The organism is Mesorhizobium sp. (assembly GCF_041661565.1).
GTDB lineage: Bacteria > Pseudomonadota > Alphaproteobacteria > Rhizobiales > Rhizobiaceae > Mesorhizobium.
Genome location: NZ_JBAZUD010000140.1, coordinates 1 through 13,428 on the forward strand (window position 1 = coordinate 1; position 13,428 = coordinate 13,428).

12 protein-coding genes and 1 tRNA gene are annotated in these 13,428 nt (G+C 65.5%); 5 read left to right on the forward strand and 8 right to left on the reverse strand.

The window, feature by feature from the left end; genetic code table 11:
- The 3 genes from WC739_RS20625 to WC739_RS20635 all read right to left on the reverse strand — a co-directional run.
- On the reverse strand, window positions 1-443 hold a 443-nt coding region (locus tag WC739_RS20625; protein WP_372954872.1), incomplete at its 3' end, for an aminopeptidase P family N-terminal domain-containing protein.
- A 185-nt stretch (window positions 444-628) separates the two neighbouring features.
- A complete protein-coding gene (locus WC739_RS20630) occupies window positions 629-1,192 on the reverse strand; it encodes a type 1 glutamine amidotransferase domain-containing protein (protein WP_372954873.1) in 564 nt (187 codons plus the stop codon).
- 179 nt (window positions 1,193-1,371) lie between these two features.
- A tRNA-Gly gene (locus tag WC739_RS20635) sits at window positions 1,372-1,446 on the reverse strand.
- 211 nt (window positions 1,447-1,657) lie between these two features.
- Here WC739_RS20635 and WC739_RS20640 point away from each other — a divergent pair.
- The 4 genes from WC739_RS20640 (at window position 1,658) to WC739_RS20655 (ending at window position 4,392) form a co-directional block, all read left to right on the forward strand.
- Window positions 1,658-2,155: a prolyl-tRNA synthetase associated domain-containing protein gene (locus WC739_RS20640; RefSeq protein ID WP_372954874.1), complete on the forward strand. Its 498-nt coding sequence runs from the start codon at window positions 1,658-1,660 to the stop codon at window positions 2,153-2,155.
- 94 nt (window positions 2,156-2,249) lie between these two features.
- Window positions 2,250-3,263 (forward strand): thioredoxin, encoded by a 1,014-nt coding sequence (trxA, locus tag WC739_RS20645; protein ID WP_372954875.1) that lies wholly within the window; start codon window positions 2,250-2,252, stop codon window positions 3,261-3,263.
- Between the two features lie 205 nt (window positions 3,264-3,468).
- Window positions 3,469-4,140 (forward strand): LON peptidase substrate-binding domain-containing protein, encoded by a 672-nt coding sequence (locus WC739_RS20650; RefSeq protein ID WP_372954876.1) that lies wholly within the window; start codon window positions 3,469-3,471, stop codon window positions 4,138-4,140.
- Between the two features lie 9 nt (window positions 4,141-4,149).
- Window positions 4,150-4,392: a Trm112 family protein gene (locus WC739_RS20655; RefSeq protein WP_372954877.1), complete on the forward strand. Its 243-nt coding sequence runs from the start codon at window positions 4,150-4,152 to the stop codon at window positions 4,390-4,392.
- 216 nt (window positions 4,393-4,608) lie between these two features.
- Here WC739_RS20655 and WC739_RS20660 read toward each other — a convergent pair whose 3' ends face one another.
- From WC739_RS20660 to WC739_RS20670, 3 genes are read right to left on the reverse strand one after another with little or no spacing between them, the layout of a single operon-like run.
- Entirely contained in the window at window positions 4,609-7,944 is a 3,336-nt protein-coding gene (locus tag WC739_RS20660; protein WP_372954878.1) for an error-prone DNA polymerase, read from the reverse strand.
- Window positions 7,941-9,416, reverse strand: a complete 1,476-nt coding sequence (locus WC739_RS20665; protein WP_372954879.1) for a DUF6504 family protein — start codon at window positions 9,414-9,416, stop codon at window positions 7,941-7,943. Before WC739_RS20665 ends, WC739_RS20660 begins: the two co-directional genes overlap by 4 nt.
- Window positions 9,358-10,440: an ImuA family protein gene (locus WC739_RS20670; protein WP_372954880.1), complete on the reverse strand. Its 1,083-nt coding sequence runs from the start codon at window positions 10,438-10,440 to the stop codon at window positions 9,358-9,360. The genes WC739_RS20665 and WC739_RS20670 overlap by 59 nt, the downstream gene beginning before the upstream one ends.
- A 181-nt stretch (window positions 10,441-10,621) precedes the next feature.
- On the opposite strand from WC739_RS20670, the gene WC739_RS20675 reads away from it, so the two are divergent.
- Window positions 10,622-11,044 (forward strand): metallopeptidase family protein, encoded by a 423-nt coding sequence (locus tag WC739_RS20675; protein WP_224662534.1) that lies wholly within the window; start codon window positions 10,622-10,624, stop codon window positions 11,042-11,044.
- 94 nt (window positions 11,045-11,138) lie between these two features.
- On the opposite strand, the gene WC739_RS20680 is transcribed toward WC739_RS20675, so the two are convergent.
- Together WC739_RS20680 and WC739_RS20685 are read right to left on the reverse strand one after the other, a co-directional pair.
- A complete protein-coding gene (locus tag WC739_RS20680) occupies window positions 11,139-11,345 on the reverse strand; it encodes a DUF1737 domain-containing protein (RefSeq protein ID WP_027032001.1) in 207 nt (68 codons plus the stop codon).
- A 37-nt stretch (window positions 11,346-11,382) separates the two neighbouring features.
- Window positions 11,383-12,264, reverse strand: a complete 882-nt coding sequence (locus WC739_RS20685) for a CoA ester lyase (RefSeq protein ID WP_372954881.1) — start codon at window positions 12,262-12,264, stop codon at window positions 11,383-11,385.
- Window positions 12,265-13,428 lie beyond the last annotated feature (1,164 nt).

Consider the following 13,428-nt stretch of genomic DNA (forward strand, 5'->3'; position numbering starts at 1 on the left):
CGGCCGAGCCCGAATTCACCAAGGATCTGTTTCAGCGGCTCGACCGACCGGGTGAGGTCGAACGTCGCCGGCCGGGAAAAATCGGATGGTCGACCGGACGCTGCGAACGCGGCCTCGATGCGCTCTGGCAGCGCTTGGCCGGATGACGAGGGGTCGAGTGTGGCGGTTTCGATCCAGATCGGATGGCTGAGGATAAGGGCATCGGGCGCGGCTTGCTGCTGCAATTGCGCCGCGTTGAAATCTGCCACCACGACGCCGAGCGGCAGATCCTCCCTGGCCGGAACGACGACAAAGCCCGCACCCGCCCGCCGGAACAGCCCCGCCGGACCCATCGATGCGCCGGTTACGTAATGAAACGCCTCCGGTGCGCACAGCACCAGCGCGTCGATGCGGGCCTCTTGCATCAATCGCGCCGCGCGCTGCCGGTCGACAAATCCCGTCATGGACTGCTCCCTAATGCCCGAGGGACAGAAGCATTGCGGGAGTCGGCGATCAAGTCACAAGCGTTGCAGAGGCGGGCAGCAAATCCGCGAGAGGCCAAATCCGTTCCCCGTTTCATCGAAACGGGGAACGGGAGCAAATGCGATGCGGTTTCCTTGGAAAATCGCGCTCTTTTCCTGGAATTGCTTTAGGCGGCTGCCCTGCGGTCGTGCCGGCCTTCGCTGATCTCCTCGGCCAGCTTGTCGCAGAAAGCGTCGAGGTCGCCCGGGTTACGGCTGGTGACGAGACCCTGGTCGGTGACCACGGTGCTGTCTTCCCAAACACCTCCCGCATTGATCACGTCGGTCTTGATCGATTTGTAGGACGTGACACGGCGACCCCTCACGATGCCGGCCTCTACCAGCAGCCAGGGCGCATGGCAGATCGCGCCGACCACCTTGTTGGCGGTCCAGAACGACTTGATGAAGTCCAGAGCCTTCGGCTCGACGCGCAACAGGTCGGGGTTGATGACGCCGCCGGGCAGCACGATCGCTTCGTAATCGTCGGGCCGCGCCTCAGCCAGGGTCTTGTCGACCGGAACCGAACGGCCCCAATCCTTCTTGTCCCAGCCCTTGATCTCGCCGCCTTCGAGCGAAACCACCTCGACGGTGGCGCCCGCTTCGCGCAGTTTCTTCAGCGGAACTTCAAGCTCGGACTGTTCGAAGCCGTTGGTCGCAAGGATAGCGACGCGCTTACCGGAAATGTCCTGCATGGGTTTTCTCCATCATGGGGGTTGGTGGAGAGTAACGAGGCGGGCCCGGAAGCGTTCCGCGCCGTAACTGATGTGATGGCGCGGAGCGGGATTTGGGCGAGGCGGTCGGCCACTGCCCCGAAACGCGAAAAAGCCGCGGCGAACCGCGGCTTTTCGATGCTTGATCCCCTGAAGGAAATTGGAGCGGGTGAAGCGATTCGAACGCTCGACCCCAACCTTGGCAAGGTTGTGCTCTACCCCTGAGCTACACCCGCTCACACGGCATCTAGGCCGCAAGCCGGGCCTATATGGCTTAAGAGCGCGGCGATTGCAACAGGGAATCGCAGGCGTTTTCGCGACGCCCCGGGCGATGCCGGCAAAGCGCCGCCACGGGCGCATTTCGCTGCGCGGCCGCGCGGCGGTCTTGTGTCGGCCGCATCATTGGCCGTAAACGGCATGGCGGGAAATGGACCGAGAACAACACCGATGCCGAAGACCGAAGCTGAACTTTTTGCCTTCCTTGCCGAACTGGGCATTCCGGTTTCCACGAAACGGCATCCGCCTCTCTACACGGTGGCCGATTCACAGGCGCTGCGCGGCGAGATCGCCGGCGGGCATACGAAGAACCTGTTCCTGAAGGACAAGAAGGATAATTTCTTCCTGGTCACGGTCGGCGAGGATGCGGTCGTCGATCTCAAGCAGATCCACCAGCTGATCGGCGCCGCGAGCCGCGTCTCGTTCGGCAAGCCGGAGATGCTGATGGAATTGCTCGGCGTCGCGCCGGGGGCGGTCACGGTTTTCGGCGTCATCAACGACGTCGCCGGGCGGGTCAAGGTGATTCTCGATGCTGCGTTGATGCAGCATGCGGTCATCAACGCGCATCCGCTGACCAATGAAGCGACGACGTCGATCGCGGCGGCGGACCTCATCAGATTCGTCGAGGCAACCGGGCACGATGCTGCTATCTTGAAAGTCTCGGTGTGATCGCCACATGCATGCTTGAAAAACGATCGGGCTTGAAGCCGATTGCTGGAAAGGCGGCGGCCGCCCGCAGGCCGCGCCACGGAAGGGTAACGAGATGAGCGACAAGAATCCGTTTGGCGGCGCCTATGGCGGCAATGGCAGCCAGTATGCCACCACAGTGCAGTATGGCGGGACCGACCCGGCCCGTGCGAATTTGGCGGTGGGCAATGCGCCGGCCGCCCCGCCGGCCGCCGCAGGCGATGTCATCAAGGACACCACGACGGCCGCCTTCGCCGCCGACGTCATCCAGGAATCGCGCCGCCAGCCGGTTCTGGTGGATTTCTGGGCGCCCTGGTGCGGGCCGTGCAAGCAGCTGACCCCGCAGCTGGAGAAGGCGGTCAAGGCCGCCGGCGGCCGGGTCAAGCTGGTCAAGATGAACATCGACGACCATCCTTCGATCGCCGGGCAGCTCGGCATCCAGTCGATCCCCGCGGTCATCGCCTTCAAGGACGGACAGCCGGTCGACGGCTTCATGGGTGCCATTCCCGAGAGCCAGATCAACGACTTCATCACCAAGGTCGGCGGCAAGGGCAACGGCGCGCCGCCGGTGGCCGAGGCGCTGGCGGCCGCCACAGAGGCGCGCGATGCCGGTGACATGCAGACCGCGGCCGATATCTACGATGCGATCCTGGCGCAAGCGCCGGAAACGGTCGAGGCGATCGCCGGGCTGGGCGACCTGCTGTTCGAGGCCGGCGATGTCGAGGGCGCCGAGGCCCTGCTGGCGACCGCGCCGGAAGCCAAGAAAGATGCCCCGGCGCTTGCCGCCCTGCGTGCCAAGATGGCGGTGGCCGCGCAGGCCGCGGCACTCGGCAACCCGGCGGAGTTCGAGCGGCGGCTGGCGGAAAACCCCGGCGACCATCAGGCCCGCTTCGACCTGGCCATGATCCAGAATGCCAAGGGGGACCGCAATGCGGCCGCCGACAATCTGCTCGCCATCATCAAGGCCGACAGGACGTGGAACGATGACGGCGCAAGGTCGCAGTTGCTGCAGCTGTTCGAGGCGTGGGGCATGACCGACGAGGCGACCCTTGCGGCGCGGCGCAAATTGTCTTCGCTGCTGTTTTCCTGAGCCGGTTGTTTTGCCGCACCGGCTTGCTGCCGGCTGCCGCCGCGCCAGATTAGTGCATGTGGCCCCGGTCTCGGGACTACGGCATGCGCGAATGCAAGAGAACTGAAGCGTGTCGCATGATCGCTTTCGACGCGGGGTGCTTCAGTATGGATCCTGACTGCACGGCAGGACCGGCGCGCGTCACGGAAACAATTGGAGGAATGCGGTGCAAGCGGGAAACGCGCATTATCGGCTAGGCAAGGACTTGCCGTCGACGATCCCGATCTTTCCGCTCGAGGGCGCGCTTCTGCTGCCTGGCGGGCGCATGCCGCTCAACATCTTCGAGCCGCGCTATGTGCAGATGGTGGACGAGGCGGTTTCCGGCTCTCGGCTCATTGGCATGATCCAGCCCAGCCTCGATGGCGCGTTGCGCGCCGACGGCGAGCCCGAGCTTTGCAAGGTCGGCTGCGCCGGCCGCATCATCGCCTTTTCCGAGACCGGCGACGGCCGCTACCTGATTTCGCTGCAGGGCGTGTGCCGGTTCCGCATCGCCCATGAACTGACCGTCAAGACGCCGTTTCGCCAGGGCAAGCTGTCGCCCTTCCTCACCGATCTCAACGAGGACCAGGCGGCGAGCGAGATCGACCGGCCGGCGCTGCTCAAGGCTTTTCGCGCCTATCTGCAGGCCAATGATCTGGAAGCCGACTGGGAAAGCGTCAGCCGGGCCGAGAATGCCATGCTGGTCAACGCGCTGTCGATGATGGCGCCTTACGGCCCGGCCGAGAAGCAGGCACTGCTGGAGGCGGCGGATTTGAAGACGCGGGCCGAGACGCTGATCGCCATCACCGAAATGGCGCTGGCGCGAGAGAATGAGGATTTTGGCTCGAGCTTGCAGTAGGAGGGCGTGATGGCGGCGGATGGACGGCACGGAAAGAAGATCAACGTCGACCCCAAGATGCTCGAGCTGCTGGCCTGTCCGCTGACCAAGGGGCCGTTGGCCTGGGATCCGGAGCGCGGCGAGCTGATCTCGAGGGTCGCCAAGCTGGCCTATCCGGTGCGCGACGGCATCCCGATCATGCTGCCCTCGGAGGCGCGCACGCTTTCCGTGGAGGATGTGCTGGCACAACCGAAGCTGGGCGGGCCTTCGTAATCCGGGCATCAGCGTAGCGCGGAAGTTGCCGAGGTTGGCGGGACAGCACCCCCCTCTGTCTTGCCAGACATCTCCCCCGCAAGGGGGGAGATCGGCAGCTCCTGCAGCCCTGGAGATTGGCGAAGCCGCCGAGCGCGTAATCTCCCTCCTTGCGGGGGAGATGGCCGGTAGGCCAGAGGGGGGTGCTGCCCGCCAGCGTCAATGTCTGCATCCCGCCTACTGAAAATTCCGTCCCTTCGGCATGACGCTTTCCGCTTCTTCAGACAGCGTTGCGAGATCCTGCCTGCCCGGCGCGGCCTGGCTGGAGCGATCCCGCCCTTTCTCGGAGGCGCGGCGCGCTTCCGGCGCACCCGCGCTGCCGGATTTTTCCAGAAGCACGGTCAGCCACGGCGTCAGGTCCTCGATCTTCTCGGCGACGATATGGATCACGCCCGATTCCGACTGCAACTTGCCGGTCACCTTCACGAACCGCGCGCCCATGACGATGGGCCGGAAGCGTTCGAAGGTTCTCTGCCAGAAGATGACGTTGGCGACGGCCTTGTCGTCCTCGAGCGTCAGGAAGATGGCGTTGCCCTTGCCGGGGCGCTGACGCACCAGGACAAGCCCGGCAACGGAGACCCGCCTGCCGTCGGGAACGGAAGGCAGGTTCGCATTGGGCGTGACGCCGGCGCGGTCGAGCCGCTCGCGCAGGAAGGCGACCGGATGCGCCTTCAGCGACAGGCCGAGCGAGCGGTAGTCATGGATGACATGCTCGCCGAGCGGCATCCTGGGCAGTGTCGTCTCCGGCTCCAGTTCGCGCAGGCGGATCGACGGCTGGTCGAACAGCGGCAGTTTTTCGGCGGCACTCCTGCGGTCCAGCGCGCGCACCGCCCACAGCGCTTCGCGGCGGTCCAGGCCAAGCGAGCGGAAGGCGTCGGCCTGCGCCAGCTTTTCGATTTCGTCGGCATCGAGGCCTGAGCGCAGCCAGACATCCCTGACGGATTCGTAGCCGCCGCCGCGCCGGTCCACGAAAGCCGCCATGCGTTCCTTCGACAGGCCCTTGATCTGCCTGAAGCCCAGCCGCAGCGCATGGCTGGTCTCGATGACACCGCGCATCTCGGCATGGCGGGACAGGATGCGAGCCGGGTCGAAAGGCGCTTCTTCCAGGGTGCAGTCCCAGACGGAATAATTGATGTCGACGTCGCGGATGTCGATGCCATGGTCGCGCGCGTCGCGCACCAACTGCGCCGGCTGGTAGAACCCCATCGGCTGCGAATTCAGGATCGCGGCGCAGAACACGTCGGGATAGAAGGTCTTGAACCAGCAGGAGGCATAGACGAGCAGGGCAAAGGACGCGGCATGGCTTTCGGGAAAGCCGTACTCGCCAAACCCCTCGATCTGCTTGAAGCAGCGCTCGGCGAAGTCCGTCGTGTACCCCCTCTGCGTCATGCCGTCGATCATCTGCTGGCGGTAATTGCCGATCGTGCCGGTGCGCTTGAAGGTGGCCATGGCGCGGCGCAGTTCATCGGCCTTGCCCGGTTTGAAGCCGCCGGCAACGATGGCGATCTTCATCGCCTGTTCCTGGAACAGCGGCACGCCCAGCGTCTTGCCGAGAATCTCTTCGAGTTCCGGCTTGGGATATTCAGGCTTTTCCTTGCCTTGGCGGCGGCGCAGATAGGGGTGGACCATGTCGCCCTGGATCGGCCCCGGCCGCACGATCGCGACCTCGATGACGAGGTCGTAGAACTCGCGCGGCCTGAGGCGCGGCAGCATCGACATCTGGGCACGCGATTCGATCTGGAAGACGCCGAGCGTGTCGGCACGGCAGATCATGTCGTAGACCTTCTGGTCCTCCGCCGGCAGGGTGGCCAGCACATAGGGTTGCCCGAAAGGGTCGCGTGCCTTCGGATAGTGCTCGGTAAGCAAGGTGAAGGCGCGCTGCAGGCAGGTCAGCATGCCGAGCGCCAGGATATCAACCTTGAGGATCTTCACCGAGTCGAGATCGTCCTTGTCCCACTCGACCATCTTGCGCTCGTCCATCGCCGTCTTGACGATCGGCACGATCTCGTCGAGGCGATCCCGGGTGATGACGAAGCCGCCGACATGCTGGGACAGATGGCGGGGAAAACCCATGATCTCGTTGGCGCGCTCCATCACGTGCATGGCGACAGGATCGGTGCGGTCGAGGCCGCCGGCGCGGGCTTCCTTCTCGCCGAGTTCCGAGGTCGACCAGCCCCAGATCGAGCCGGAAAGCAATGACCTGACATCCTCGGACAGGCCCATCGCCTTCGACACTTCGCGCAGCGCCGAGCGGCCACGATAGCTGATGACGGCTGCGGCGAGTGCCGTGCGCTTGGAACTGTATTTCTCATAGATGTACTGGATGACGGTTTCGCGCTTTTCATGCTCGAAATCGACGTCGATGTCGGGCGGCTCGTTCCTCTCCTCGGAAATGAAGCGCTCGAAAAGCGAATTGATCCTTTCGGGCCCCACTTCGGTGATGCCGATGCAGAAGCAGACGACCGAATTGGCGGCCGAACCGCGCCCCTGGCAGAGAATGTCCTGGCTGCGCGCGAATTTGACGATGTCGTAAACAGTGAGGAAATAGCGGGCATAGTTGAGGCGTTCGATCAGAACGAGTTCTTCCTCGATCCGCCTGGTCACGAATTCGGGCACGCCCGCGGGATAGCGGATGACCGCTCCCTCCCTTGCCAGTCTTTCCAGCTCCGCCTGCGGGCCGAGCCCCGATTCCGTCGGCTCGTCAGGATAATTGTACTGGAGGTCGCTCAGCGAGAAGGTCAGCTCTCGCGCGAACAGCAGGGTCTCGGCCAGCGCCTGCGGATGCCGGCGGAACAGGCGGGCCATTTCCATCGGCGGCTTCAAATGGCGCTCGGCATTGGCGGCGAGGTCCAGCCCGGCCTCGGCGACGGGCGTGTTGAGGCGTATGGCGGTCAGCACGTCCTGCAGCGGGCGCCGCTCCGCCGTATGGTAGAGAACGTCGTTGGTGGCCATCAGCGGGATGCCGACGCTTTCGGCCATCGCCGCCGCCTGTTCGATGCGGAACCGGTCATTGCCCGCATAGTCTGGCGATACGCCCAGGCGCAGGTTTCTTCCGAAGCGATCCTTGAGCTGGCGGAGCGTGGCGAGACCGTCTTCCGCGCAGGCCGCCGGATCGGGCAGGACGGCCAACGACATCAGGTCGCCCCATTCGAGCAGGTCGGCGCGCTGGAGGAGAGTGGCGCCCTTTTCGGTTTCGTCGCGCAGATTGGCTTGCGTCAGCATGCGGCACAGATGGCCCCAGCCCTTGCGGTCCTGCGGGTAGGCGAGAATGTCCGGCGTGCCGTCGCCAAAGACCAGCCGGCAGCCGGGATGATAGGAGAACGTCTCGACCCTGGCCTGCTGCCAGGCGCGCACCACGCCCGCCACCGTGTTGCGGTCGGCAAGGCCGATGGCGGAGAAGCCGAGGAGCTTGGCCGCGACCACCAGCTCCTCCGGCCTCGAGGCGCCGCGCAGGAAGGAGAAGTTCGACTGGATGCCGAACTCTGCATAGGGGATGACGGTCAGCGCGTTCATGCGAAGACACCATGCATGAACCAGCGCGGCGGGACCTTGGAGCCGCCGTAGAGACCTTGCCGGTAGAGCCAGTAGCGGCGGCCTTCGGCATCCTCGATGCGGAAATAGTCGCGTGTCGATGCCGCCGGGTCGCTTGGCGCCGCGCGCCACCATTCGGCGGCGATGCGTTCCGGCCCCTCGGCACGGGCGACCCTGTAGAGCGCGCGCCGCCAGCGGAAATGCAGCGGCGGTCCTTCGGGCATTTCGGTGGCGGGGACATCGATGGGCTCGGGCGAGCGGAAAAGCCGGATCGGCCGTTCCGGCGGGAAGATCGTCATCGGCGCTCGCAGCCGGTCCGGCTTCTTCGGCGGCGTGGTCCGGCGCGGCGGCTCGGCGAAGGGCAGGGTGGCTACGGCACGCTCCGGCAGATGGGTTTCGACGGCGACCGGCCTGAGCACCGCATCCTCGCCAAGCCGGGCCCGGATGCGGTCGGCGAACAGCGCGATGTCGGCGCCGTCGTCGGTCACTTCGCCGGTCAGATCGGCCTGCGCCATGTCGAAGGCGGCGGCGGCCAGCACGGAAAGCCGAACCAGGTCGAAACCATAGCCAGCATCGATATCCTGCTCCAGCGCGGCCAGCCGTTCATGGAAAAGGCGCTGGATCAGCCGAGGCTCGCGCATCGGCCGCGACGTGCCGATGGCGATGCGGCTGACGGCGCCGTCGACGCGAAACAGCAGCAGCGCCAGTGTCCGGGCGCCCTCGCCACGGCGCTCGAGGTCGGTCTTCAGGGTCGTCGCCAGCATGCCGACCAGCTTTTCGATATCCTCGGTCAGGGTGATAGGCTCGGCGAGATGGCGTTCCACCGAAAGCGGCGCGACGGGAAGGCGCGGCGAGACGGCTTCGTCGAGACGGCCAAGCGCCTGGTCGAGACGCAGCAGCAGCGATGCGCCGAAGCGGCGGGCCAGCGGCGCGCGCGGCGCCGCCATGACGGCGCCCGCCGTGCGCAGGCCGACGCTCTCAAGGCTGGTTCGGGTCGCGGGGTCGATGCGCAAGGCTGCCAGCGGCAGGGGCGCCAGCAACGCCTCCTCCTCGCCGCCGGCGACGATGCGGTCCCTGGCAAACCGTGCCGCCGCCCAGGCCGCGCCAGGCGTCGCGGCAAGGCCGGCGCGGATATCGAAACCCTGATGGAAGAAACGCGACAGGATGTCGTCCAGCATGGCGCGCTCGCCGCCGAAGAGATGGGTGCAGCCGGTCACGTCGAGGAACAGGCCATCCGCCCCGTCCAGCGCCACCAGCGGGGTGTAGCGGTCGCACCAGTCGGCCAGGCCTTCGAGCAGGCGGCGGTCGGCCTCCGGATCGGCCTCGACGATGTCGATCGACGGATGCATGGCGCGCGCATCGGCGATGCCCATGCCGCGTTTCAGGTGCAGCGCCTCAGCCCGCTCGTCGAGGGCCGAGATGCGCTGCGCGTTGCCCTGGCGGTGGCTGATCACGAGCGGTGGGTGAGATGGCGACGGGGGATCCGACGGCCGGGAACGCCAGGACCGCCCCAGACGCTGCCGCAGGATCCTTTCCGCCGCCAGATAGGGAAGCCACAGGGACAGGATCCGCTGCCCGTTCTTTCCGTCTCGCCTCGGCCCTTCTTTCGTCGCCCCATCTCTCATCGAATGCGCGTTCATCGGGGTTCCACTCCAGTGTGAATTGTCCAGGCAGGGCCGTGCGGCTCTTGCCGATGGTGACGGTGAAGGCGGGGCGGCCGATCGAGCCGGCGAGCGGCCCGGCGATGGTGGCGCGCGGCACGGCCGGCGCCGAGGCGACGATGAGGCGGACGGGTGCCGCCGTCGGTTCGGGTCCGGCGGCCTGGCGCAGCAGGAACACCGGGCGGCCGGCACCTTGTGTCCTTGCATGCAGCCGTCGCGTCGCGGTCAGGTCCAGCCGTTGCGGATTGCCGCGGATCTCCAGGATGACGGCGGCGAGCGCCGTCATCCGTGCGGCCTCCTCGGCGACCCACAGCGCATCGACAAGCCTGGGTGCCTCGGAAAACAGCAATTGTTCGGGCTCGATGCCGAAGGAGGCATGCAGCCCCCTGGCATAGGGAAAGCCCGCCTCGCGGAAAATCTCCGAAGTGCCGATCCACAGCACCGGCAACCCTTGCGCCTGCTTGAGGATCAGGCTGGTGAGCGACAGGGCGAAGCCGGCGACGGCTCCGGCATCGCGGGTTTGCGTGCCATGAATCTCGCTGAGCGCGGCTTTCGGCAGACCGCCGCCCAGGGCGGCATCGAGGCGCTCGACGCCGGTGGACAGGAAGGCGTCCGGCGAGGCCACGGCAATGCCGCGCCGGACCAGCGTGAGATCCATAGCCGGCGCGCGTGTCTTGGCAGCGGCATCTGCGCCGAAATCGGCATCAAGGTTTGCGGCGGCCGGCGCCTGCAGGCGCTCGGGCAGCGTTCCCTCGATCTTCGCGATCTGGCGGCGCAGGGCAAAAACGGTTTCCCGCGCCACGGCGGTCATCGCCATGACGGTCAGCGTCCAATCACAATTGTTCCTGTTATGTTCCTATAGATTCCAGAGGGCGTTCCGAGAGTCAAGCAGAGTCACAAGGAATTTATTCCTTCCCGCTCGCATGGGTCGTGGCATCGCGCGCGGCATTTGCCGATTCCAGCGCGAAAGCCTATATGCCCGTTTCAAAGGATAAAGCATGGCACGCATCTACAAGACCCGCACCTGGCATGACGAACTTGCCCCCTCGATGGAGGAAATGGAGTTCCTGGCACTGGAGGCCTACGCCCATCTGCCGGAGGATTTTCGCAAGCTGACCGGCGAGATCGTCATCCAGATCGCGGAGTTTCCGACCGACGAGATCATGGACGATTTGTCGCTCGAAACCCCCTTCGACCTGCTCGGCCTGTTCGAGGGACGCGGCATCGCCGAACGCTGGAACCCGCAGACCGGCGAGGGGCCGAACCGCATCACGCTCTATCGCCGCGCCATGCTCGACTATTGGGCCGAAAACGAGGAGACGCTGGGCGACATCGTCACCCATGTCCTGATCCACGAGATCGGGCATCATTTCGGCCTGTCGGACGACGATATGGAGAAGCTCGAAGAGGCGGCCGAGTAAACCTATACCTTCGTCATCCTAGGGCGGAGCAAGGAGCGAAGCGACGCGGCGCAGACCCTAGGATGACGAAAGAGAGAAGGCAGCCTCGGCTATCCTACCAGTCGCTGAGCTTGGTGTCGGGGCCGTATTCCTGGCCGTCGATGTCCTTCACCACGGCCTGGCCGCAGCGCATGGTCTTGGCCTTCTTGTCATAGGCATAGGTCGGAGAACCGAACAGGTGCCAGCCCTTGTTCAGCGCCGCCGTCACCTTGTGGCAGAAGCTGGCGTCGTCCGGGCCAGTCAGAAAGCGGTAGAGTTTCATCGTCAATTCCTGTCGCAGTGGATAGTGCTGCCGGTGATCATGCGCCGATGGCGGCTGCCTTCGCCAGCAGTTTTTCGGCCTGCGCCAGATGCAGCCGCTCGACCATCCTCCCGTTCAGCGAAATCACGGCCTTGCCGCTGTTCTCCGGAAGCGCGAAGGCATCCCGCATTTGCCGCGCCTCGGCCACCGCTTGCGCGGCAGGAGCAAAGGCGCGGTTGGCCGCTTCGACCTGGGCGGGATGGATGAGCGTCTTGCCGTCGAACCCCATGGCCGCCCCCTCCGCGCATTCACGGGCGAAGGCGTCGAGATCGCGAAAATCGTTGGAGACGCCATCGAGCATGTCGAGGCCGCCGGCGCGCGCGGCCAGCACCATCGTCATCAGCCAGGGCATGAGATAGCGCCGGTCGGGCGTCGCCAGCACGCCGGTGTCCTTGACCAGGTCATTCGTTCCGGCAACGAAACAACTGAGCCGCGAGGAAGGATCCCGGCCGAGTTCGGCGATAGCGCCGATGTTGAGCATGGCCTTGGGGGTCTCGATCATGGCCCAAAGTCTCACGCTGTCGGGGGCGAAATTGTCGTCGAGCACGTCGCCGGCCTCGAGCAGGTCGCGCGGCGTGTCGACCTTGGGCAAGAGGATGCCGTCCGGCTCGCAGCGCGCGGCGGCCAGCAGGTCGTCATTGCCCCATTCACTCGACAGCCCATTGATGCGCACGATCATTTCGAGGCGCCCGCCGGAGCGGTTGGCGAAAATGCCGGCCAGTTTCTCGCGCGCGGCGACCTTGTCGGCAGGCGCGACGGCATCCTCGAGATCGATGATCACGGCGTCGCAGGACAGCTTCGCAATCTTGGCCAGCGCCTTGTCGTTGGAAGCTGGGACATAGAGCACGGAGCGGCGCGGGCGGGAGAGTTCGTTTGTCATGGCCGATCTATGCCGCGCGGGGCTGGCCGAGGCAAGCGAAGAGGGCCTGACCTCCAAGAGAAGCCAATCGTCCGCGGAAGGGCGCCCTTCCTCTCCCCCGTCGATCGGGGGAGAGGTGTCGAGCAAAGCTCGACGGAGCGGGGGTCGATCCTTGGGGGCAAGACGAGGCGATGCTGCAAGGCGAGCCGACGCTTGCGCCTAGTGCCTTCCGCCGCGGCGGTTGCCAGGTGGTTCCCCCCACTCCGTCTCGGCTTCGCCGAGCCACCTCTCCCCCCTCCGGAGGGAGAGGAATGGAGCCAGGTGGCGGGCGCTTAGGGGGAGAACTGTTACCCATGTATCCGGCTCGTAGTGTTACCCATCCACGGGCTGGACATCCCGCCGCCACAAGCTCGCGCCTTTCCTCTCCCCTGTCGATCGGGGGAGTGGTGTCGAGCGAAGCTCGACGAAGTGGGGGTCGACCCTTGGCGCGGTGCAGGAGGATTCTTGCGCTCCCAATACCGTTCGCGCCAGTTGCCAGGTGGTTCCCCCACTCCGTCTCGGCTTCGCCGAGCCACCTCTCCCCCCTCCGGAGGGAGAGGAAGGGAGCCAGGTGGCGTGCGCTTAAGGAGGAGAACTGTTACCCATGTATCCGGTTCGTAGTGTTATCCATCGATCGGCTGAACAGCGCAGCGCCATAAGCTCGCGCCCTTCCTCTCCCCCGTCGATCGGGGGAGAGGTGTCGAGCGAAGCTCGACGGAGTGGGGGTCGACCCTTGGCCCGGTGCAGGATTCTTGCGCTCCCAATATCCGTTCGCGGCAGTTGCCAGGTGGTTCCCCCGGAGAGGAAATGAGCCTGGACCGCACGTCTGCACGAAAACTGCACACGCTTGCGGAAAACCTCCTCCGATCCGCCGCACCTCGCCCAAAAGGGTCTGCGAGACAGACGGCATGGAAAAGCAAGCAAGACACCGTTGGTCCCTTCCTCTCCGGCTGCTCGGCGAAGGCTGGTGGCTGGTGGATCCTCCACGCGCCGACCCGGCGATCGTCATCCCCTTTGTTCGCAAGAGCCCGCCGGCAATCCGGCCTCAAACGATCGGAAAGGCCGGGTCATGACAGCATTGTTCACCGCCGCGCCAAGCTTCTGCGGCCGCTTTGGTGTCGCCGCGCTGCTGGTCGTCCTCGCCGA

Excerpts from the sequence above, each read along its gene's own strand:
- WC739_RS20630 (WP_372954873.1), bottom strand. The coding sequence starts at position 1,192 with ATGCAGGACATTTCCGGTAAGCGCGTCGCTATCCTTGCGACCAACGGC.
- WC739_RS20640 (WP_372954874.1), top strand. The coding sequence starts at position 1,658 with ATGCCGAAGACCGAAGCTGAACTTTTTGCCTTCCTTGCCGAACTGGGC.
- trxA (WP_372954875.1), top strand. The coding sequence starts at position 2,250 with ATGAGCGACAAGAATCCGTTTGGCGGCGCCTATGGCGGCAATGGCAGC.
- WC739_RS20655 (WP_372954877.1), top strand. The coding sequence starts at position 4,150 with ATGGCGGCGGATGGACGGCACGGAAAGAAGATCAACGTCGACCCCAAG.
- WC739_RS20660 (WP_372954878.1), bottom strand. The coding sequence starts at position 7,944 with ATGAACGCGCTGACCGTCATCCCCTATGCAGAGTTCGGCATCCAGTCG.
- WC739_RS20670 (WP_372954880.1), bottom strand. The coding sequence starts at position 10,440 with ATGGCGATGACCGCCGTGGCGCGGGAAACCGTTTTTGCCCTGCGCCGC.
- WC739_RS20675 (WP_224662534.1), top strand. The coding sequence starts at position 10,622 with ATGGCACGCATCTACAAGACCCGCACCTGGCATGACGAACTTGCCCCC.
- WC739_RS20680 (WP_027032001.1), bottom strand. The coding sequence starts at position 11,345 with ATGAAACTCTACCGCTTTCTGACTGGCCCGGACGACGCCAGCTTCTGC.
- WC739_RS20685 (WP_372954881.1), bottom strand. The coding sequence starts at position 12,264 with ATGACAAACGAACTCTCCCGCCCGCGCCGCTCCGTGCTCTATGTCCCA.